The organism is Clostridium sp. (assembly GCF_040797585.1).
Taxonomy (GTDB): Bacteria; Bacillota; Clostridia; order Clostridiales; family Clostridiaceae; genus Clostridium_Z.
In genome coordinates, this window is record NZ_JBFNEO010000010.1 from 1 (window position 1) to 20,962 (window position 20,962).

General features: G+C 30.2%; 17 protein-coding genes and 1 riboswitch. Of the genes, 3 read left to right on the forward strand and 14 right to left on the reverse strand.

The window, feature by feature from the left end; all coding sequences use genetic code 11:
• On the forward strand, positions 1-692 hold a 692-nt coding region (locus tag AB2369_RS01310), incomplete at its 5' end, for an ATP-binding cassette domain-containing protein (RefSeq protein ID WP_367664664.1).
• Between the two features lie 265 nt (positions 693-957).
• Here the strand turns inward: AB2369_RS01310 and AB2369_RS01315 are convergent.
• The 12 genes from AB2369_RS01315 to AB2369_RS01370 all read right to left on the reverse strand — a co-directional run bounded on the left by AB2369_RS01315 (position 958) and on the right by AB2369_RS01370 (position 17,187).
• On the reverse strand, positions 958-1,932 hold the full coding sequence (locus tag AB2369_RS01315) for a polyprenyl synthetase family protein (protein WP_367664665.1): 975 nt from the start codon (positions 1,930-1,932) through the stop codon (positions 958-960).
• 430 nt (positions 1,933-2,362) lie between these two features.
• On the reverse strand, positions 2,363-4,249 hold the full coding sequence (locus AB2369_RS01320; protein ID WP_367664666.1) for an FAD-dependent oxidoreductase: 1,887 nt from the start codon (positions 4,247-4,249) through the stop codon (positions 2,363-2,365).
• Positions 4,250-4,733: 484 nt separating this feature from the next.
• Positions 4,734-5,678: a 1,4-dihydroxy-2-naphthoate polyprenyltransferase gene (menA, locus tag AB2369_RS01325; RefSeq protein ID WP_367664667.1), complete on the reverse strand. Its 945-nt coding sequence runs from the start codon at positions 5,676-5,678 to the stop codon at positions 4,734-4,736.
• 530 nt (positions 5,679-6,208) lie between these two features.
• Positions 6,209-8,614: an HAD-IC family P-type ATPase gene (locus tag AB2369_RS01330; RefSeq protein ID WP_367664668.1), complete on the reverse strand. Its 2,406-nt coding sequence runs from the start codon at positions 8,612-8,614 to the stop codon at positions 6,209-6,211.
• Between the two features lie 295 nt (positions 8,615-8,909).
• Entirely contained in the window at positions 8,910-10,115 is a 1,206-nt protein-coding gene (locus tag AB2369_RS01335) for a cation:proton antiporter (RefSeq protein WP_367664669.1), read from the reverse strand.
• Positions 10,116-10,448: 333 nt separating this feature from the next.
• Positions 10,449-10,516, reverse strand: a riboswitch (Fluoride riboswitch).
• Positions 10,517-10,564: 48 nt separating this feature from the next.
• Positions 10,565-11,350 (reverse strand): DUF92 domain-containing protein, encoded by a 786-nt coding sequence (locus tag AB2369_RS01340; protein WP_367664670.1) that lies wholly within the window; start codon positions 11,348-11,350, stop codon positions 10,565-10,567.
• A gap of 7 nt (positions 11,351-11,357) precedes the next feature.
• Positions 11,358-12,035 carry a diacylglycerol/polyprenol kinase family protein gene (locus AB2369_RS01345; RefSeq protein WP_367664671.1) on the reverse strand — a complete coding sequence of 226 codons (678 nt, stop codon included), beginning with the start codon at positions 12,033-12,035 and terminating at the stop codon, positions 11,358-11,360.
• 512 nt (positions 12,036-12,547) lie between these two features.
• Complete coding sequence (gene arsA, locus AB2369_RS01350; RefSeq protein ID WP_367664672.1) at positions 12,548-14,296, reverse strand: arsenical pump-driving ATPase; 1,749 nt, start codon at positions 14,294-14,296, stop codon at positions 12,548-12,550.
• Positions 14,297-14,478: 182 nt separating this feature from the next.
• A complete protein-coding gene (gene arsD, locus AB2369_RS01355) occupies positions 14,479-14,850 on the reverse strand; it encodes an arsenite efflux transporter metallochaperone ArsD (RefSeq protein WP_367664673.1) in 372 nt (123 codons plus the stop codon).
• A gap of 20 nt (positions 14,851-14,870) precedes the next feature.
• On the reverse strand, positions 14,871-15,920 hold the full coding sequence (arsB, locus tag AB2369_RS01360; protein WP_367664674.1) for an ACR3 family arsenite efflux transporter: 1,050 nt from the start codon (positions 15,918-15,920) through the stop codon (positions 14,871-14,873).
• A 233-nt stretch (positions 15,921-16,153) separates the two neighbouring features.
• Entirely contained in the window at positions 16,154-16,510 is a 357-nt protein-coding gene (locus AB2369_RS01365) for an ArsR/SmtB family transcription factor (protein ID WP_367664675.1), read from the reverse strand.
• Positions 16,511-16,773: 263 nt separating this feature from the next.
• Positions 16,774-17,187, reverse strand: coding sequence for an arsenate reductase ArsC (locus tag AB2369_RS01370; protein WP_367664676.1), 414 nt, complete (start codon positions 17,185-17,187; stop codon positions 16,774-16,776).
• A gap of 519 nt (positions 17,188-17,706) precedes the next feature.
• On the opposite strand from AB2369_RS01370, the gene AB2369_RS01375 reads away from it, so the two are divergent.
• Positions 17,707-18,924: an NAD(P)/FAD-dependent oxidoreductase gene (locus AB2369_RS01375; RefSeq protein WP_367664677.1), complete on the forward strand. Its 1,218-nt coding sequence runs from the start codon at positions 17,707-17,709 to the stop codon at positions 18,922-18,924.
• Between the two features lie 280 nt (positions 18,925-19,204).
• The gene (gene rd, locus AB2369_RS01380) at positions 19,205-19,369 is read left to right on the forward strand and encodes a rubredoxin (protein WP_367664678.1); all 165 of its coding nucleotides are present in this window, start codon (positions 19,205-19,207) and stop codon (positions 19,367-19,369) included.
• A gap of 46 nt (positions 19,370-19,415) precedes the next feature.
• Here rd and AB2369_RS01385 read toward each other — a convergent pair whose 3' ends face one another.
• Positions 19,416-20,285 (reverse strand): effector binding domain-containing protein, encoded by an 870-nt coding sequence (locus AB2369_RS01385; protein WP_367664679.1) that lies wholly within the window; start codon positions 20,283-20,285, stop codon positions 19,416-19,418.
• 332 nt (positions 20,286-20,617) lie between these two features.
• Positions 20,618-20,962 carry a hypothetical protein gene (locus AB2369_RS01390; RefSeq protein ID WP_367664680.1) on the reverse strand — a complete coding sequence of 115 codons (345 nt, stop codon included), beginning with the start codon at positions 20,960-20,962 and terminating at the stop codon, positions 20,618-20,620.

Consider the following 20,962-nt stretch of genomic DNA (forward strand, 5'->3'; position numbering starts at 1 on the left):
CCTTATTAAATATTTTAATAGGAGAAGTTAAGGATTATTCTGGAGTAGTCTATTTAAATCCTTCTATAAAAATAGCTTACTTTTCTCAAAGCTTAAATAGCTTAGATGAGGAAAAATCTATAGCAGATAATATTTTATATGGAGATTTAACCTTAAAGGATGTAAGAAACCTTCTAGCTACTTTCCTATTTAAAGGGGAAGATGTATTTAAATATGTAAAGAATTTAAGTATGGGCGAAAAGTCAAGAGTGGCTCTTTGCAAAGTTTTATTAAGCCCCTCTAATTTTTTAATATTAGATGAGATAACTAACTACATGGATATTGAATCTAAAGAAGCCATAGAAAAAGTCTTAACCTATTATAAAGGCAATGTAATATTTGTATCCCATGATAGATATTTTACCTCTAAGATAGCCACTAAAATACTTGAGATTAAGAATTTAAAGGCTACCCTACACCCCTATAACTATGAGGAATATATAAAAAAATCAGATGAAACTAAGAAATTTTCATCAAATGACACCTCTCTTAGTCCTTCTGAAATAAAGGACAATATTCTAAAGTATCAATGTGAGATTGCTTTATTAAGTTTTAAGCTATCTAAACCTTTAGAAGAGGAAGAAAAGCTTAAAGTTAATGATAAATTTTTAGAAGTATCTAAGGAGATTAATATATTGAAATCTATGCTTTAGTAAAACTATTCTCTTATAAGTTACAGGTCTTTAAAAAGACAGATATTATATAAAAAAGATGACTTTGGGGATACTATTTCCTCAAGTCATTTCTTTTATAGATAAACTACTTCAAAATTCAACCTTTAGATACGTTTTAAATAATGGTAGCTAGGATTTAATTTCAATTGTCATGTAATTTATCTATATAAATACATATTATAATTAAACAACAAAAGCCATACCTACAAAATATAAGTATGACTTTATATTACTCTTAAGTTTTCTAAGCTGTTCTAGTTAGAAGTCCCTCTACAATTTCTTTCAATATATATTTATATTCATTCTCTGGAAGTTTATCTATAAGCTTAAATGCCTTATTGGTGTACTTTAGTGCTACATTCCTAGCTTTATCTACACCCTTATATTTCTCTACAAGGTTCATAATTAATTCCACATCTGAATCCTCTAAGAACTCTTTTCCTTCAATAAACTTAAACTCCTTTTTGTTTTCATTTATTGCGTATATTAAGGGAAGATTAAAAATACCTTGCTTTATATCACTAACTGCTGGTTTTCCAAGCTCTTCATCATTACTTGTATAATCTAATATATCATCAATTATTTGAAAAGCCATTCCTATATTATGTCCTATATTTAAAAATACTTTACTTAGTTTCTCAGAACATCCACTCTCCGATGCCCCACTATAAAAACTAAGGGCAAATAATTCCGCAGTCTTTCCAGATATCCTTGATAAATATTTTCTAGTTGAGGTATCTAAAGAGAACTTTGAATTCATTTGGTTGATTTCTCCAAGACATATCTTCTCCATAGCTTTGGTGTCTATTTTTATACTAGCTAAAGATGCTGAATGGGCTGCGAGCAACTTAAAACAAACACAGAATAAATAATCTCCGATATATACAGCATAGTTCTTACCATATTTTGATTGTATGGTCTCTTTTCCTCTTCTTGTATCTGCATCATCTATAATATCATCATGGACCAATGTTGCCATATGAAGGATTTCAAGAGCTGCTGCCACTGATCTACTTTTTTCCTTATTATATTCACCAAACCTTGAAGCTATCATAGAAAACCCTGGTCTTAAAAGCTTTCCTCCTGAGTATATTAACTCCTTTATGGACCCTTCTATTTTTTTATCCTTACATTTAATACTTTTATCCATTAAGAGAACTATTTCTTCTAAATCTTCCTTAAGCTCCGGGTACTTATCCCACATTTTATTGATTTTCATAGTACCACCCTTTATAAATGTATTTAAAATTCTACTCTAAATATTATAATGTATCCACATATTACTTTAGTATGCTTCTACTTATCCACAAATTCATCACTAAATCTTAATAACTAAATTATAATATATTCTATGTACTCTTATAACATATGATAAACATTAATCCTATTCTTTATTTTACTATAGTTTTTTATTTTAATCTTGTTTAAATTTTATATGTAAAATAATAAAATTTAAAGTTTTACCTGGCTTAAAAAATAAGCCAGGCTTAACCTTGAATTTATAAAAATATACTCTAGAGTATTTACCTAAAATCTTATTTAATACATAACTGTATTCTTTGATTTTTCAAGATAAAATCCCCTCTACTTTTTTAATTAGTATTTTACTATATTTTTAAGCTATATTAATTTGTATTATGTCTATTGAACTACTTTTCTACTCCATATAATGCTTTCTCTTCTCCATACCACCATTTTCCAAGGGTCTTAGAAAGCCAAGGCATTACATAGTAATCAAGACCAAAAGTTCTACCTGCTCCACCCATTAAAGCTATAGCCGCAAAGAAGAACCAAAGGATTTCCCATCCTGCCATTGCAGATAGTATAAAGTTAACTACCATAAATGCAGATGCTGCACTTGCAATCCATGTAAATAATCCAGCTATTAAGCATAGTCCTATTCCTATCTCAGTCATAACAACTATTCTTTGGAACCAAACTGCCACTTCTGGGTTTGGCATCATAAATTCCATAATAGATTTAAAGAATCCTGGCATTTCCTTAAGTATTGGCTCAGGGAAATTTGTAGCTGCTGCCGCTGAATCAGCCGCTTGGCTAGCTCCAGTATTAGCTGCTGTTTGAAGCCACTCAAATGGCATCTTTACATTTCCACTAACAAGCCAACTATCACTACCTATACCATTAGTTAACTGCTTTAATGATTTAAAACTTTCTGTGGCTGCCTTAAAGGTCTCTTCTCCAAAGAATTTCTTTGACCCTTCAATAAGCCACATACATCCTAAGAATAATCTAAGTGGTACAAGCCATAATCTATTACCATAGGAAGAAAGATGCTCTCCCATTATAGATCTTCTATCCTCCATATGGAAGAACTCATGCTGTAAGTATCTCCATACAGTGTATACTCCACCAATTCCAAATAGATAGTACATATTAACCATGTGCTTCATAACCATTGCAAAGAAGCCTGATAACTTCATTCCACCTAAGCTTGCAACACAATATCTTCCACCTACTGATACCATAAATCCATGGTAGTTTGATTTAAATTTAACTTTTTCCTTAGAGCTTATATCTGCAACTATGTTATTAACTGCAGTTATAGCTGTTTGTTCAGCTGCTTCAACTATTTGAGGAGTAGCTCTTCCCTCTGTTTCCTCAAAGTAAGTTAAGTCTCCAACTATATAAACATCTTCATTTCCTTCTACTTGCATATATTCATTAGTCTTAACTCTACCAGCTCTTGCTCTTTCAAATCCATACTCTGCTGCTTCTTGATTTGCTTGTATACCACATGTCCAAATTAATGTTTCAGTTTCTATAACTTCTCCAGACTTAAGCTTTATGCTACTTGGTGTTACCTCAACTATTGGTGAGTTCTTCATCACCTCAACACCATGTTTTTGCATATATCTTTCAGCCTTATCTGCCTGTTTTCTATCAAGCATGTTAAGAATTGTTCCTAGAGCTTCAACCACTATTAGTCTTACTTCTTTTTCTGAAACCTTATATTCCTTTGCAAGCTTTGTCTTCCACTCTAGAAGCTCTCCAGCCATTTCTATTCCTGTAAAACCTGACCCTGCAACTATAAAAGTAAGAAGTTCACGTCTCTTCTTCTCATCTCTTTCTTTTGATGCTTTTTCAAAGGTGCTTTTTATATGAGCTCTAAGTCTTATAGCATCTTCAAAGGACCATAATGTAAATCCATGTTCTTTAACTCCAGGTACACCAAAGAATGCTGGTTCACTACCTGTTCCTATGATTAAATAGTCATATTTATATCGTCCATTTTTAGTAGTAACTACCTTATTGTCCTTGTCCACTTTTGTAATGTAATCTGTTACTACATTAACCTTTGTCTTGTTAAATATTTTTCCAAGATCAACTTGTACTGATTCAGGATGTACTCTTCCTCCTGCTACTTCATGTAGTTCAGTCATAAGTGTGTGGAATGGATTCTTATCAATTAATGTAATGTTAACATTTGAATCTTTTTTGTATTTCTTTGCTAGCTTCTTGGCTGCACACACTCCAGCATAGCCGGCACCTAAAATTAAAATGTCCTTCTTATCCATTTTGCTACACCTCATCAAAATATATTATTTGTCATAAAAAATACTAGTTCATAAAATATTTTATAATCAAACCGTCATTTTGTCTAGCATTTAACATTGTGTTTTTTATTTCCATACCTCCTTTTTTATGTTAAAATGCAAGTTTTCAATTCAAAACTTTCATATATGCAAAATAGTTATTTACAAATTCTTAATCTATATGATTTCTATCCACTTTAAACAGTTGCTTTTGCAACCATTTTTGATTTTATTGCATAAATTTTTTAAAAAAATATTTTTTCTGAAAATTCCCCAAAATACTTTTTTATAGAATCTCCTTTTTATATATTTTATTGTGTAAAAAATTTCTTGTTTAAAATTTATAAAAAATCATTAAAAAATGAAGATTTTTTAACATTTTATTTTGGCTCTTATAACCTTTTCTTTAAAGTATATTTACTTAAACTTAATAATAAAAGCCAAAGGTTCCCCCTTGGCTTTTTAACTATATTAATATCCCAATAGCAACTAAAACTATTTGATATAAAGTCATAATTATAAAATTCTTAACTCCCATTATAAAGGTTTTGCTCTTTATCTGCTCTTTAGAGAATATATCTATATTCTTCTTAACCTGTTTAAAAGACAAGATAGAGAGTATTAAAACCACAGGAGCTACTCTAAGAGCTACTATTAAAGCTATATCTAAATAAGCTATGTAATAAAGCCATTTAAATAACTTCACTGCATTTTCTTTTCCTATGTAATAAGGAAGAGTAAACCTCTTATTTACTATGTCTTCTTCCACATCACAGATGTTATTGGCAAGCATAATATTTGATATACCCATAAATGCCGGCACAGATATTAAAAATATGTATATTATTTCTTTTATATTTACAGTCATAGAGACTATGTTATTTTCGTAACCTAAATATATTATTCCAGTATCATATATATGAATATATATGGATAAAAATATAATCACAACCCCCATGAAAAATCCTGAGAATAATTCTCCTAGAGGCATACGTGAAAGAGGTATAGGTCCATATGTATAAAATATTCCAACTAAGAAGGAGATCATTCCTATAATTAAAACTACTATATCTGTATTTAATGTTAATATAATTCCAGCACCTATAGCTATTAGAACCAAAATAACTATTATAAATCTAACAGTATTTAAATTTAGATTATCACTACCTATTATGTTCTTCTTTTTATAATCATTTCCCTTAATATTTGTAGCCTTTTTATAATCATAGTAATTATTTATGGCTGTAGTTGCCATATCAAAGCAAAGTAATGATAGGAACATAAGTATAAAGTTTTTCAAATCAAAGGCTTTATATCTGTAAACAGAATATAATGTTCCAAGGATAAAAGGCATAACACTTGCTACCTTGGTTTGTATCTCTACCAGTTTAAGAAAGCTTTTAATACTCAAAATATAACCCTCCTTGTAAGTTACCTTAATCTCTGTATATGAGAGATATGGTACTTTCTTTAGTTTAAAATAATAGCTTTTTCATCTTAGAATAAGCTGCTTACATACATATTCTAAGATTGTTAAAATTATAACTCCACAAATTATTTTATATCATATATAGTTTTTACTCAACTTTATTTTTAAAAATAAGAATACCTCCTAATTAATAATAGAGACACCTTAGATTTACAATATAGATGAACCACTTAAAAACTCAACCTTTGAATATGTCTTAAATAATGCTATCTAGTGGTTTAATTTTAAGTATCATATGGTTTATCTATAAATTATTACTCTTAAATATTCTATATTAGATGGCCTACTACAAACTTAATAATCTACAGCATAAAGTAAAAAAATAAATGCTAACCCTTATTTACTAAGGAGCTAGCATTTTTGATTTTTTAGGATACGCTTTTATTCTATATCTATATATACCTAAAGGATATTTATATAAAAGTCACCTCTCCATTCCATACTCAATAAATCTAATGATTAATCTTTTCTTTTTTCTCTTGTTTTTTTTTATTAAATCTATCAATTACACTTTCATATATAACTAATGCAATGGTGGTTAATTGTTCTGATACTAAAACTAAAAGTACAGCAATCAATATATAAATTATATCCTTAGGTATAACAAAGGAGAATATCATTCTTCCTATTGGAAATACATAAGCTAAGGCAAATAATCCTCCCATAGCTATAACTAGTCCCGTCTTCAAAAGATTTAACGGCTGTGCCACTCTCTTTAAAACCATTATACTTATTCCACCAACTACAATAGTAGATAAAGTACGAGCCTCTATTATAGTTAACTTATGTATACTTGATAGCATAAAAATAATTATAGTAGCTCCAGTTATTATAACTCCATTGGTTATAGATGTACTTAGTACTCTATTCAAATACCCGCTTTTTACCCTCTCTTTATTTGGTCCTAAAGCAAGGAAGAATGATGGTATTCCTATGGCTACAGCCCCAATTAAGCTTAGCTGTATCGGAAGAATAGGATATGGTAATAAAATAACTCCGAATATAAGTGACAGTAATATAGAGTAAACAGTTTTTGTTAAATAAAGATCTGAAACACTTTCAAGGTTATTTATCATACGTCTACCTTCAACTACTACCTCTGGAAGGGAAGCAAAATTAGAATCTAAAAGCACCAACTGTGCTACGGCCTTAGTAGCATCACTGGCATTTGCCATAGATATTCCACAATCTGCTTCCTTCAAAGCTAAAACATCATTGACCCCATCTCCTGTCATAGCAACTATATGACCTTTTCTTTGAAGAGCTTTTACTAATTCTTTCTTTTGATGAGGTGTAACTCTACCAAACACCGTGGTATTTTCAGCCACTTTCTCCAGCCCCTTCTCATCTTCTGGCAGTGTTCTTGCATCTATGTAATTCTCTGAATTTTTAACCCCCGCTCTCTTTGCCACAGCAGCTACCGTAACTGGATTATCTCCTGATATTATCTTTACATTAACTCCCTCTCTATGGAAATACTCAAGAGTGCTTGGAGCTTCCTTTCTTATTATATCCTCTATAAGTAAAAGGGCTATGCCTTCTACATTCTCCGGAAGCTCTTCTTCTAAAGACCCATCAAGTTTAGCAAGGATTAAAACTCTTCTTCCCTTCTTTGCTTCCTCTTCTACATCATTCTTTATATTATCATATCTATCTCTCAGAACCATCTCTGGTGCTCCAAGAACCCAGGAGCCATATTCCTTAAATTTTGCTCCACTCCATTTTTTATCTGAGGAGAATGGTATAGTACTTTTAACTACTAAATCTGACTTCTCACTATATTTATCTAGGATAGCTTGTTGAGTTGGATTAGTACTTGGAAATGCATGGGCTAATCCACAAAGCACCTTATCTATATCTTCCTCTTTATAATCCTGAAGAAGTTTTATATCATGTAGTTTTAGTGCCCCTTCTGTAATAGTTCCTGTCTTATCAAGGCATAAGACATCTACCCTAGCAAGAACCTCTGTAGCTGGAAGCTCCTGGACCAAAGTGTTCCATTTTGAAAGTCTAACTACTCCAACAACAAATGTAAGGCTAGTAAGAAGAACAAGCCCCTCCGGTACCATACCAATAATTCCTGCAGTAGCACTAATAATAGCTTCCTGCCAAGTTCTATCTGTAAAAAAAATCTGACTTATTACAAGCAATGCCCCTATAGGAAATATAAGCCAAATTAAAACCTTTAGTATCTTGTCTACAGCTTGCGCAAGCTCTGAATTTATCTTCTTAAACTTTCTAGCCTCATCGGACAGCTTAGCTGCATAGGTATCCTTACCTACATGAGTTACTCTTCCATATCCGCTACCTGAAACTACAAAGCTTCCAGATAAAAGTGTTGATTTATCCTCCTTAAATACTGGATCTGCTTCTCCTGTAAGCATGGATTCATCCACTTCAAAACTACTTCCTGGTAATACCTCTCCATCAACTACAACTTCGCTTCCTGGAGTTAACACTATAATATCATCAAGGACAACTTCCTCCACATTAATGCTCTTTTCCTTTCCTTCTCTTAAAACCTTAGTCTCTGCCATATTTAAAACTGAAAGCTTCTCCAAAGTTCTCTTAGCACGTATCTCTTGAACTACTCCAACTATGGTATTAGTTATTATAACCCCTGCAAAAAGAGCGTTTTTAGGAGATCCTGCGATTATAACAAGTATGGCTAAAACAAAGTTTATAGCATTAAATCTTGTAAATAGATTCACTCTTATAATTTCCCCCATTGTACGAGCAGGAGCTTTAGGAAGAATATTTACCTCACCATTTTTAACTCTACTCCTTACCTCTTCTTCAGTAAGTCCATAAATATGTTCTCTATTTTCATCATCTTCTTGCAAATCCCTATAACTCAAAGGTTATCACCTCTTACTTTAAAGTTTTTCACTTCTTATCCTTTTATTCTTGCCATTACATAGGCTTTTATTTAATTAACCTAAAGTATCTGAAAATTATTATATTAAATATTATAATCTATAAATTAATTCCATGTATAAATCTCACACTAAATTAAGAATACTTTAAGATTACCTTAACATTTTTTATATATTTACTACATAACACCTTAAAATAAACCTAAATTTACTATGCTTTGCAGCATATTCAAATATTAAGTATGTAAAGTAATTTTTATAAAAGTTATGATTAACCCTAATAAGATTCATTCAAACATTTAGGTGCTGCAACCTTTATTCCTATAGCACCTATAGGTGCTGTAATTAGAACACTAAGTATTGCTATAGCCTGCATAACTTCTCCATGAACCACTCCCATTTGAAGAGGTATGCCTGCCTTTGCTGACTGTACTGTTGCCTTTGGAAGGTAAGCTATTATACAGAATAATCTTTCTTTAGCATTTAAGTTAGTTCCCAAAAGTGAAATCAAAACTCCAATAGATCTTATAAATAATGAACAAGTTAGAATTAATAATCCTACTAGGAAATATTCTCCCACAAGATTTGGATTTATAGCTGTTCCTACAAAAGTGAATAAAAACACCTTCCCTCCTCCCCAAACTTTATCCATAGTCTTCTTTATTAAAAGTGCATCCTTTTCTAAAGTATTTCTTAAGAAAAATCCATATATCATGATAGATAAAAGTGAGTTAAATATTTCTAAATTAATACTCACCTCAATGCTTCTTAACCCTAAGCATACCAAAAAGACCAATAATGCTTTAATTCTTATATCCTTAGTATTACTTACAATAGGTTTTGTAAGTCTTGATATTAAGTATGCTACTCCTATACTTATAACTATAGAAATAGGTATTAAAATAATTTCTTTCCCTAAAGACACCTGTGCTCCATTAGTTCCCCCAAGATATATAGATAGAAAGGTACTAAATAAGGTTATAGCTACTGTGTCATCTGCCGAAGCTCCCACTAGTAGCATTTGAGGTATAGATTTATCCCTACCAAAATTTTTATCAATTAAATCTAACATGGATGGTATTAATACAGCTGGACTTACTGCTGCTATTATAAAACCTAAGATAGCTCCTTGAATAAAATCAAATCCTAAAAATATAGTAGATAATATAGCTATGGTAAACCCCTCTAAGGTAGCAGGTATGACACTAAGTAGCACAGCTGGTCTTCCTATAGCCTTCATTTCATCACTACTTATCCCAAGACCTGCTATAAAGAGTACTGTAACTAAGGTCACATCTTTAATCATAGGTGATAAATTCAATGTTTCCTCTGGAATTATATTATAGAAATAAGGTCCAATAAACATTCCAAAGATCATCATTCCTAGTAAGGATGGTAGCTTTATTCTCTCTACTCCTTTCCCTATAATATAAGCTATTACCCCTATTAAAATTAAACTAATAACTATAACTAATATACTCATAAATCTTCTCCCTTCATTGTATTCTCGTATGACAGTTTGTCTAAATTTATGTAACCATTTTCGTTAAATTAGTTTTTATATTGTTTCTTTAAAATTTTTATGGGGTTTTTAGCATAAATCTTAACTTATACATGTACTTAAATCCTTTAAAATCTTAGATTTTAAGCAGTGCATAAGATAAGTTTTGAATCAAAAACCCTATATCTTTATTAGATTAATATCTAAACTTTCAGCTTTAATCTTAATAGCTCATTAAATCTTCTAGCCTCTTCTCGCTTTAATTTTCTAATTAATAATTTTAAATACAAAAAAGCTCCTACAAATATGACATGCACACTTGTAGGAGTCATTAGCTTTTTAAAATAAGCAATTAAAGGTCGAACTCCATGACCTATTAAATTATAAAATAATTATATTCCTATACCCTCTCTAGGTCAATATTATTTTCATTATAATAGGATGAATGCCCCTATAAATACAACTATGATGTTACTTAATAGATTTATCACATCATTATTAACTCCTGGTATCCCTTTAATTCTATTAAGATTAGAATCTCTTGAATATACTTCAACTAATTCATCATCAGAACTTTTATACTTCACCTGAATAGTTTCTCCCAGTATGCTATCTATTATAGAACCTAGGAATCCTAAAACTATACAAATAGTAAAGTAATATACTAATTTATCTCCATTACCTATGTTTAAATATCCTATGACAAAGAATATTGCAATGAGGCTTGACCCCATAAAAGATGCCAAAGTTCCAAGAAAAGTTACCCCTCCTGACTCTCCTCTTTTAACTTTTTTAAGAGTTATTAAAGAGATAGGATTCCTAGTGCTTAGTACACCGACCTCTGATGCCCAAGTATCTGCATTAGATGCAGCAAAAGATATACAATAAATAAGATAATACATATCATTGTTAGTTTTATAAAACATGTATGAAAGTATAAGCCCTACTCCACCGTTGGCCAATACTTGTATGTAACTTCTTCCTTTTTTGTCATTTTCATAAATATCTTCTAGTTTATTTTCATCTTTAATTTTTGTAAGTACAGATGAAGATATAAAAAACACCATCATTATAGTGTAAAAATAAACACCACCAAAGGTATATATCAATGTTCCAAGGATAGTAGCTCCTATAAATCCGCTTAGATCTAAAGATTTTTTCTTAAAAGCTAGTCCAGCTATTGCAATTGAAAGAACACCACCTATTAATGTTTCCACCTTTTAATCACCACCAAATAGTTAATCCTTTTGTTAAATAATAAAAGAAACCTGAAGTTATTAATGGAACTGTTATATTATCAAACCCCATAGGAGTTAGAATTTCAGCTGCTGTAGCAACTAATCCTATTATAACACTTACCCAAAAATAATTGTTAATACCTAAAATCATCATAATTATATATGATAAAGCTGAGCACATTAAAAACATGGTTAAGCTCCCTTCTAAAGACTTTTTATACCCTAGAATCTTAAACTCATGGTTTCCATACCTTGTCCCAACTACTGCCGCAAATCCATCTCCATATCCCATAGACAGTATTCCTACAAGCCCTATATACGGGGTATGACTCCCTTTAAATGTTATAAGAGAAAGTATAAATAGTGAAATAGCATAATAAACCGTACCTAAATCCTTTAATCCTCCATCTCTTTCCATAGCCTTAAATACCTGCTTTTTATAAGATATATAATTTACTATGATAAATAATAAAGGTACTATAGATGCATAAATAGGATTGTCAAAAAACATTATTGCTATTATCCACCAATTTGAAACTACTATATGTATAAACTTACGACTACCTTCATCCTTTAATATATTAAATTTTGTAAAGAGGGTAGATAATCCTATTACTAAAAATACAAATACTAATGATACTAAAATTCCTACTACATTTGTCATGTGTATCTCCTTTCCATCTAACCGTTTATTTAAAACTACAAATATCTATAATATTAAATAGAACGAATCTTTCTTTAGATGGTGTTCTTTCAACCACCTGAAGGCTAGATGAGTTAATCTAAGGACGTAGTAACTGTTATCCCTTTTCTTTTAAAAGGAAGGTGTATTACAGTTAGTAGCCATCAGATAAATAGTTAAATATATTAATTAAATACTTTTTAAAATATCTACACTTATAATTTTTTAATATTAGTAATTCCATAAAATACAATACTATGAAAAAAATATAACCTTACTTATTATATATTATAATATATTTTTTTCATAGTTATATCATAATTAAATTTTCATTAAGAAAATTGTAATAAATACTTAATATAAAAATATATTTAATAATAAAAAAGCTATATCCGAAATAGTTATATTAGACTATTTTGACTATAGTTTTATTAACCTACTTAATAATAATTAAATTACAGTTCTTTTAACTACTATAATAGTATATTATAAGTCTAGCTTTCAGTTAATAACATAGATCCTTTAACTTCTTTCTCACTCCAAGGAATTAACACAGTATTTCCATTAGAATGTTCATTGATCCTTTTAATCCATTGAATCTCTTTAGATGCCTTAGCTTTAAGAAGTGGATTTTTAGTTTCCGTCATAAATAAGCTAGAATTTATAACCCACCACTTATTATTTATTCCAGCTCTTTTTAGATCTTCCTCAAGTCTCATTGCTTCAAAGAAAGGAGTTGCCTCTGGAAGAGTTACTATAACCACCTCTGTCTCATTTTTATCTCTCAGTCTTGGAAGAAGTCTTCTAACTGATTCTGGTACCTCTCCCTTAGATCTTTCAATTTCCCTATGATAGCTTTCTGTAGAATCTAAAAGAAGTAGCGTATGTCCTGTTGGTGCTGTGTCTATAACCACCACCTCTGAATCTGCCTTCTCAACTAACTCTGAAAACCCACGAAAAACTGCAATTTCTTGGGTACATGGAGACCTTAAATCCTCTTCTACATAGTCAATATCTTTTTCGCTCATTGTCTCCCTTGCTTTACTTAAAACCTCTTCCTTATATTTTTTAAGTTCTAATTCTTCATCTATATGACTAACCTCTATATTCTCATTTTTATATAGAGAAAATGCTAAATGATTAGCTGGGTCTGTAGTAGTTAAATGTACTTTTACCCCTTTGTTTGAAAGACCGCGGGCTATAGCTGCTGCTAAAGTGGTTTTCCCCACTCCCCCTTTACCCATAGTGAATATGACCTTCTTTTTAGAAGTATACAAATCCTCAATTAAATCATGAATACCATTCATTATTTCTTTATCTAAAACCTCTACATTCTCTTCTATATGGTCTTCCTTTAACATTCTTCTTATATTTTCAATTCCTGTAACATTATATGATCTTAATGGTATCATTAAAGTTTCTATATTTTTAAGATACTCTGGCATACTCTCTAATGCTTTTTGTTGTTTTTTATATAATCCCTCTGATATAATATCTCCCTCTGTATAATCTTCTAGAATTCCATTTATAACAAGGATTTGATTATTAACTCCTAGGTCTTTAAGTTCTAAGGAAGCTCTCTCTCCTTCCTTAAGAGGTATTTCCTCTGGTCTTGCTACTAGTATTAACTTAGTCTTATCTTTATTACTTAAGGTATTAACAGCATTTTTATACATTTCCTTCTTACTTTCAAGCCCTGCTAATTGTCCAAGACAAGAAGCTCCATGGGTGCTCTCACTTATAAAATTACTCCAAGCTGAAGGAAGCTGAAGCATCCTTAAAGTGTGTCCTGTAGGTGCTGTATCAAAGATTATATAATCATATTCCTTTTCGTTTTTCTCGTCAGTTATAAATGTAGAGAATTCATTAAAAGCTGCAATCTCAACAGTACAAGAACCTGAAAGCTGTTCTTCCATATTTTTTATAACTGTCTCTGGAAGTTTACCTCTATAGGGTCCAACTACAGATTCCCTATATTCTCTAGCAGCTTCTTCTGGATTAAGATTAGCTACGACTAGATCGGGAACTTCACTTATAGCTACCCCTTTATTATCTAAACTTCTATTAAATACATCTTGAAGATTTGAAGCTGGATCTGTACTTATAAGCAGAACTTTATGTCCCTTATCCGCTAAGGTTATAGCAGTAGCACAAGCTGTAGAAGTTTTTCCTACTCCTCCTTTACCTGTAAAGAAAAGGTATTTAGTCAATTCAATATTCTCTGGATTAAAAGCTTTATACATTGCTATCCCTTCTTTCTATAATTAAACAAAATATTTTCTAAACTGATATGCCCCCCACCTTTTAAGTGGGTGAGAGGTGTTACAGTTCCTAGCCATCAGATAAAAAAAGTTCAAAAATATGGAGGTACATATACACCAAGACTTCTTGGTATATATGCCTCCTAACTCAATTCAATATTTTATTAACAACATCCCTTATCTATGCAGCAACAGCTCTTTCCCTTATTTAAATTTAAAGTCAGAGGTTCTTCTTTAATATTAAGAACTTTATAAAACTCCTCATTTGTTAAATACTCCTTAGTTTTAATTACCTTTCCGTCTAATAGAGTTATTGGAAGTATGTCCACTCCGTCCCTCATTAAATACTCATTTATAACCTTATTATCCACAAAAGCTTGAGGGTCGCTAGATAGATTATATCTTTTTATATTTCCACCTTTTTTAGTAATTGTATTTATAACGGTGGACACTCTTAATAGATTCTTATCAACACTTGGACCACAAACTCCTGTAGAACAACACATTGAAGGATCAAAAATTTCCATTTTACTCATAAATATCTCTCCTCTTATATCTAAAATTTATTTTTAGTTTTATTAGCTATCTTAACTAATGTAAGCATAACAGGCACCTCAACCAAAACCCCAACTACTGTGGCAAGGGCCGCTCCCGAATTTAATCCAAATAAAGCTATGGCAACAGCTACTGCCAATTCAAAGAAATTACTAGCTCCTATAAGCCCAGCTGGTGCTGCTATATTGTGAGGAAGTTTTAAAAACTTGGCCCATCCATAAGCAAAGAAGAATATAAAAAATGTCTGTATGGTAAGTGGTACTGCTATTAAAACTATATGGAGTGGATTGTTTAATATAATTTCTCCTTGGAATGAAAAAATTATAACCAAGGTTAAAAGAAGTCCTATTACAGTTATATTAGAAAATTTCCCTAAAAAATCATTTTCGAAATAATCTTTACCTTTAGCTTTTATCATATAATTTCTTGTTAAATATCCTGCTAATAGAGGAATTACAACAAATAATATAGTTGATAATATAAGAGTTCCATAAGGTACAGATACATCACTAACTCCAAGTAAAAATGCTACTATGGGGGCAAAAGCCACTAGTATTATAAGATCATTAATAGCTACTTGAACTAAAGTATACGCTGGATCTCCTTTAGTTAGATAACTCCATACAAATACCATGGCAGTACAAGGGGCCGCTCCTAAAAGCACTGCTCCTGCAAGATAATCCTTTGCTAATGGCTCTGGTATAAAAGATTTAAAGACTATATTAAAGAAAAAATACCCAAATAAATACATGGTAAAAGGTTTAATCAGCCAGTTAGTTATACAGGTAACCATAAGTCCCTTCGGTTTTTTAGTAGCATTAACTATACTTGAAAAATCTATCTTAAGCATCATGGGATAAATCATAAGCCATATCAGAATGGCCACTGGTATTGAAACATTGTAATATTCAAACTTAGATAAAGTATTAGGTATAAAAGTCATAAATTTACCTATTGCAATACCTAAAACTATACAAATAGCTACCCATAGGGTTAAATATTTCTCAAAAAATCCTAGTCCCTTTCCCTTTTCTTTAACTTCATTAATCATAACTTGTTTTAGTAAGTATATATCTTACTAAACCTCCCCTCCCTCTAATATTTTATATAATCTAAGTTAAGCTTCTCATTTAATTCTCTTATAATTATTCAGTGATGTCTTAATCAAACTGATTATTAACTTCACATGTAAGTTACTTAAAATAATATTCCTAACATAAAGCTAAAACTTAGAATGACTTATCCTATGACTATTCTCAGTTATAGGCATAGGATAAATATGTATTAATACTTTTTAGTTAAACAATCACAGTTTAACCCGCTATTTTTATATGCATCAAGTTTATTCTTATCCTCTTTAAGCATAGAATTTTTTAAAAGTTCCTTACCTATTACCTCTTTTACAAAAGGATAATCCTTATATATTTCCTCATTTATCTTATAGTAGGTATATTTATTAACCTTATAACTCTCTAAAACCTTAGCTTTACTCATATTGTTTAAATGTCTTGAAGCATTAGATTGAGTAAGTTCTAGTACATATTCTATTTCACATACACATAGATCTCCATCATATAATATGTTAAGTATTCTAAGCCTTGTGGTATCTGATAGAATTTTTAAAACTTCCAATATATCCATAAATTATCCTTTCTCCTTCTAAGTATAGTTCCGTATATCATATACCTTTAATGATTAACTTCTGGAACCATTAATACTATTGTGATTTTTAAAAATGTCTTTATTTTTACATATAGTTTAAGATTATTAGTTATTTCTAAACTATATATTTTTCTATAAGGTTTTTAGCTTGGATTTTAACTTATACATGCACTTAAACTCTTTAAAACCTTGGGTTTTAAGTAGTGCATAAAATAAGTTTTAATCAAAAACCCTATAAATTCTTATCTTAAATCAATTTCATTGCTTTCTATTCTTTTTCCTAAATCTTTTATCTTTTCTTCAATTATCCTTGCCGTTTTAACAAACTCTTCATAGCTCTTTCCAGTAGGATCTTCTAGACCCCAATCTTCCTCATATTTAGAAGGAAGAAATGGGCAAACAACATTACACCCCATTTTTATAACAACATCCACCTCCGGTATATCACTAAGAAGTTTTGAGTGCTGAGATTCATTCATATCTATACTATGTAAATCCTTTATGACTTTAACCGCATCTGCATTAATATTAGGTCTTAACTCTGTTCCTGCTGAATAAGAATAAAAAATATCTTTTGCAAAATTTTTCCCTAAGGCCTCTGCCATTTGAGATCTACAAGAATTATGTACACATATAAAAGCAACCTTTGGTTTCATAAATAACTCCTCCAATATATATAAAATTCATATTACTCTTCGCTCATATCACTGTATACTCATATGATATTCCTATAGGAGATTATTGTCAATGAATTTTTAATTTATTTTTATCTTACTTATTACTTTACTTGGATTTTTAATACTTAATTTTTTAATATATTTAGTATTACTGTGGCAAACTATAGATACCTTAATTTTATTAAATAGATACTATTTTTATAAATTCTACTCTCTACCATATATCTTCATAATTAAATTCTTATTATATTTAAATCAGCAATTACAAAAGAGTTTTTTATTACAAATTTAGACTATATAATTTATAACTTTAAGAGTAACTAGTTCAATAAATTAATATCTTAATGTACTTAAGGTAAATAAATAGTAAATATTATGTAAAAACACAAAATTCCACAGAATTTTCTAAAAAAAATAGAGGATATTAGAAAGAACTTAAGAATATTAAATATCATATAATAAAAATAATTGCATCTAAGATTAAATGAGGTAAGAAACATGAGGAAAAATTATGTAATTATAGGAAGTGGCGTTACATCAATAAATGCGGCTAAAGCTATTAGAGATAGAGATAAGGATGGTAATATATCTATATACGGCGAAGAATCATTCCTTCCTTACTCAAGAATAAAGCTCTCTAAAGATTTACTTAAGAATTTAAACAATGATAAAATTCTTCTAAAAAAGAATCAGTGGTATGAGGAAAATAACATAAAGGTCTTTGATAATATAAGAATTTCTAGCATAGATATTAAAAATAGCTTAATAATAACATCAAAGGAAGAAAAGATTTCCTATGATAAGTTATTAATTGCAACAGGAGCAAATAATAGAACTCTACCTGTTCCTGGTCATAACAAAAAAGGTGTGTTCACTCTTAGACATATAATGGATGCTAACAATATTAAGGATTATTTAGAGGATAAAAATAATATTGTTCATATTGGTGGAGGTATTCAAGGTCTTGAAACTACTTGGACTCTACATACTAATGATAAAAAAGTATCTATTATCGAAGTAGGTGAAAGGCTTATGGCTAGACAGCTAGATGAAAAAGCCTCCCTTATACTAAAGGATAAAATAGAAAAATCAGGAGTAAACCTTCTTTTAAATACAAGTGTAGATGAAATCTTAGGATCTCAAAAGGTAGAAGGAATTACAGTAAATAAAAATAAGGTCCTTCCTTGCGATAGTGTAATCTACTCCATAGGTATAGTACCAAATATTGAGATTATACAAAATACTGAAATTAAAGTTACTAGAGGGGTCATAGTTAATGAAAATATGGAAACCTCTATTAAGGGAATATATGCTGCTGGAGATGTAGCTGAACTTCAAGGAACTATAGAAGGACTCTGGACTAAGGCCATGGATCAGGGTAAGGTAGCTGGAAGTAATATGGCTGGTGACAATATTAACTATAAAAAAACCGTGCCTGTTACTATACTTAATGGTTTTAATATTTCCCTACTATCTATAGGTTCTGTAAATGAGGGAAGCTATGATAATAGCATAGAGGAAGAGGTAAATGATAAGTATATTAGAATATTTATTAAGAATAATAAAATAGTGGGAGCTATTTCAATTGGTGATATTACCCTATCCCAAATGTTTAAATCTTCTATAGAAAAGGAGCTATCCTTAGATGGTATTGACTTAAAAAATATTTCTATTAAAGACTTTATAGTAGAAATAAAAACTAGGCTTAAGTCATAAACTAATAAAATCAATATATTAAAACTTAGTTTTTAAATAAATAATATACTTAGCCCTTAAGATAAATATATTGATATTTAAGTTTTATAGCTATCTATGTTTTAATGGAGTTTATTCATTGAAAGTGATATGAAAATTACAATGTATATAAATTAAATATGTAACTCATTAATGAAACATAAAATAAGGCTTCTATTAGGCTTAAAAGCCTGTTTTATATATAATTTTAAACTGCTTAAAATTATTTTAAATAAATATTAATAACTTAGGAGGTATTAAAATGAAAAAATATTTATGTGTACCATGTGGCTATATTTATGATCCAGAGGTTGGCGATCCTGATTCAGGAATAGCACCAGGAACAAGCTTTGAAGATATACCAGATGATTGGGTATGTCCACTATGTGGGGTAGGTAAAGAAGACTTTGAACTAGTAGAAGAATAATAGAAATGACCTTAGAAGGATGTTAAGTCCCTCTAAGGTCTTTTTGTTATTTTTCAACTATAGGTATCCAAATTTCACATTTATAATCCTCTACATATGGATCTCCTGGTAAATATGCTTCAAACTCCGGGGCATTTGCATGTTCATATTGAGTTGCAGGGAACCATTCTGCAAAAATTTGATGCCATGCCTTTTGAATTGCGTGAGGCATAGGTCCTATGACCTCAAATACTGCAAAGGTACTCTTAGGCATTTCAAAAACTTCATAATCCTTATATGATTTTAATGCTTCAACCTCGTCTCCTTGAACTGCTATCATATATTTCATTTCATCCTTATTTTCACATACCCCTGTACATATTCCAAGTATACCTAAATCTCCTTGATTATTCATTAATATATTATCTATCTCACTTGAATTAACCTCATCCCAAAACTTAGGTATTTCTCTAAGGTTCTCTCCATACCTTGTACTAAACTTTCTTGAAAGTCCAACTACCTTAAAACTATCCTTACTTACAATCTTATAATCCATTCTTTTCTCTCCTTTTACTGTTATTTGAAAGGATATAGGAGTGATAGCTTTTAAAATTTCTCCTTTTTTTCTAGCTTCTGTAGGAGATACATCATGTAAGGCTTTAAAAGCTTTTGTAAATGCCTCTGGTGTTTCATAACCATACTTATATGAGATATCTATTATCTTCATGTTAGTGGACATAACCTCTTTAGCTGCAAGAGTTAACCTTCTTCCCCTAATATACTGTCCAAGAGTCATTCCTGTTAGAATATTAAATATCCTTAAAAAATGAAACTTAGAAATATGAGCAACTCTTGCTACCTCTTCCTGGGATATATCCTTATTAATATTTTTCTCAATATAATCTAAGGCATTATTCATGTCTTTAATATAATTCATCTCCTCACCCCTTTTATCTACAACTTAATCATATTACTTTCAGAAGAGATTATCCTGTTATATATTGCTTTCTATAGATAGTTATATATCTATCTACTAGCTAAAAATTATAGGGTTTTTGATTGAAAACTTATCTTATGCACTGCTTAAAATCTACGATTTTAAAGGATTTAAGTACATGTATAAGTTAAGATTTAGGCTAAAAAACCTATATGTAGAATTTTAATAATATAAGTTTCCCTAAGCCTAAATATTTAACATCTATATAATTACTATGTATTATTTTCTAATTTAAAACAAAGTAAATTTAGGCTAGCCATATATATTGACTCCTAGTCATTCATATATCGCATAGATTTTACTGAATAATAAGCTAATGCCTCTATCCCTCCGTAAAATACAAGATAAGGCAGAGCTGTATTATTTAAAAATACAAATATGCATACTAAAAATGCTATGGCTAAACACATTGCTGGAAATATTACACTTATCCTTAACGCTGCTGAAAATGCTCCTTGTAATATAAAAAGCAATGGATTTATGGCAATTATAGCTATTATAGAAAGTTTCTTTCCATAATCCATGTTACCACTTTTAAAAGCAATTACCATGATGATAATCATAATAATTCCTGGCACTAAACTAATAGTTCCTAATTTAACTTTATCTTTATTCAT

Excerpts from the sequence above, each read along its gene's own strand:
- AB2369_RS01315 (WP_367664665.1), bottom strand. The coding sequence starts at position 1,932 with ATGAAAATCAATAAAATGTGGGATAAGTACCCGGAGCTTAAGGAAGAT.
- AB2369_RS01320 (WP_367664666.1), bottom strand. The coding sequence starts at position 4,249 with ATGGATAAGAAGGACATTTTAATTTTAGGTGCCGGCTATGCTGGAGTG.
- AB2369_RS01335 (WP_367664669.1), bottom strand. The coding sequence starts at position 10,115 with ATGAGTATATTAGTTATAGTTATTAGTTTAATTTTAATAGGGGTAATA.
- AB2369_RS01345 (WP_367664671.1), bottom strand. The coding sequence starts at position 12,035 with ATGACAAATGTAGTAGGAATTTTAGTATCATTAGTATTTGTATTTTTA.
- arsA (WP_367664672.1), bottom strand. The coding sequence starts at position 14,296 with ATGTATAAAGCTTTTAATCCAGAGAATATTGAATTGACTAAATACCTT.
- arsD (WP_367664673.1), bottom strand. The coding sequence starts at position 14,850 with ATGAGTAAAATGGAAATTTTTGATCCTTCAATGTGTTGTTCTACAGGA.
- arsB (WP_367664674.1), bottom strand. The coding sequence starts at position 15,920 with ATGATTAATGAAGTTAAAGAAAAGGGAAAGGGACTAGGATTTTTTGAG.
- AB2369_RS01365 (WP_367664675.1), bottom strand. The coding sequence starts at position 16,510 with ATGGATATATTGGAAGTTTTAAAAATTCTATCAGATACCACAAGGCTT.
- AB2369_RS01370 (WP_367664676.1), bottom strand. The coding sequence starts at position 17,187 with ATGAAACCAAAGGTTGCTTTTATATGTGTACATAATTCTTGTAGATCT.
- AB2369_RS01375 (WP_367664677.1), top strand. The coding sequence starts at position 17,707 with ATGAGGAAAAATTATGTAATTATAGGAAGTGGCGTTACATCAATAAAT.
- rd (WP_367664678.1), top strand. The coding sequence starts at position 19,205 with ATGAAAAAATATTTATGTGTACCATGTGGCTATATTTATGATCCAGAG.
- AB2369_RS01385 (WP_367664679.1), bottom strand. The coding sequence starts at position 20,285 with ATGAATTATATTAAAGACATGAATAATGCCTTAGATTATATTGAGAAA.
- AB2369_RS01390 (WP_367664680.1), bottom strand. The coding sequence starts at position 20,962 with ATGAATAAAGATAAAGTTAAATTAGGAACTATTAGTTTAGTGCCAGGA.